This window comes from uncultured Agitococcus sp. (assembly GCF_937920075.1).
Classification (GTDB): Bacteria; Pseudomonadota; Gammaproteobacteria; order Pseudomonadales; family Moraxellaceae; genus Agitococcus.
In genome coordinates this window covers 1-1,286 of sequence record NZ_CALETI010000289.1, presented here as the reverse complement: position 1 = coordinate 1,286, position 1,286 = coordinate 1, and the positions used below count along the sequence as shown (strand labels likewise).

The 1,286-nt window shown below is 43.2% G+C and carries 1 pseudogene; it reads right to left on the bottom strand.

Going from position 1 to position 1,286, the window contains the following annotated elements:
• Nucleotides 1-1,286: pseudogene (locus Q0212_RS10100) on the bottom strand (hypothetical protein); the annotation flags it as partial.

Genomic DNA, 1,286 nt, shown 5'->3' with positions numbered 1-1,286 from the left:
ATGGTCACAAAATCGCACAGTTTTAAATTAGAGTCTTTAGCATCAAGCATAAAATCAGCTTCAACAGGTGCAAGTGCAAAACGCTCTAAATATCGTTGACCGAGTTCTATCGCGGCTGCTCGGTCTGTTATCCATCGACTCAAAATCTTTTTAATGCGTATATCGCGGTTTTGTACGTCAGATTGGTCTGCTACGTTTGAAGCAACATACAAATTTGAATAGTTCGCATCGTCTGACAAGTTTTTTGACGGGTCAAGCACGCCATAATACACCCATACTTCATTGACTCGGTCATCAACAATATCTTTTAACTTTAGGCTATCAGCTAATAGATTGTATTCGCTAGTCAATGCGGTTATTTGTTCGCTACCGCTATTAGGCCGAATCGCTCTAAATACAATCTTTTCAAGCACTTCATCCCAATAAAGAAAGAAGCCGACCTGTTCCGACAATTCAGTGATTAGTTTTGATACGCCTGTGGGCGTGGTGATAAGGGCGTTATAAAGACGTGGTAAATAACCTACCTGCTCCGCGTCCCATGCTGACTTATCAATATAAGATGTAGACACATTGGCAAAATTAGTTAATAAATCATAGACAATGTTTTGTGCTTTTTGCGCTGCGTACTCTTTGCATAATTGCACGGTATCAAGTTGTTTGTGCGTGGCTGCCAATGTGTTACGCTGACCTCTAACGACTGTAAAAACATCGCCTGAGCGCGTGTAGCTCATAACCTCGCTACCTACACGCACATAACCACTCGCATCATAATCAGCACCTACACCCGATGGTGTAACTGTAAATGATGTCGCTATGGCGGTCATATCTAAATTTAAACGGCCTTGACTCGGTATAGGACATACCGCCCTTTCGTCACTGGCCAATTTTAAAACATCTTTACCCATGATGCGTGTCACGCCTAACGCATCTAAGCCGTCCCACGCCTCAATAACAAACGTCCTACGCTCGAATTTATTAGCACTAAATGAGCCGTCTGTATTTAAAAACCCTGTATAAACTCGCATGATGCGCGCATTGTAAAACGGGTTACGCGCCTTTAGTTTGCCAAAGTATGTGCCTTGATTGATGGGTATATAAGTACGACCATTTACATAAGGGTCAATGCGAATATCATCGTGGGGGAAGTCTTGCAATCGTATATCACATGATGCCCGTAACCCCATGCCGTTCTTAGCATCAATCTGTGCAGGTGATAGACTGATTGATTTTAGGCAGGGGATAGCGTCTAGGCCAACGGGTACGCGCCCACCATTTGGACTACAAAA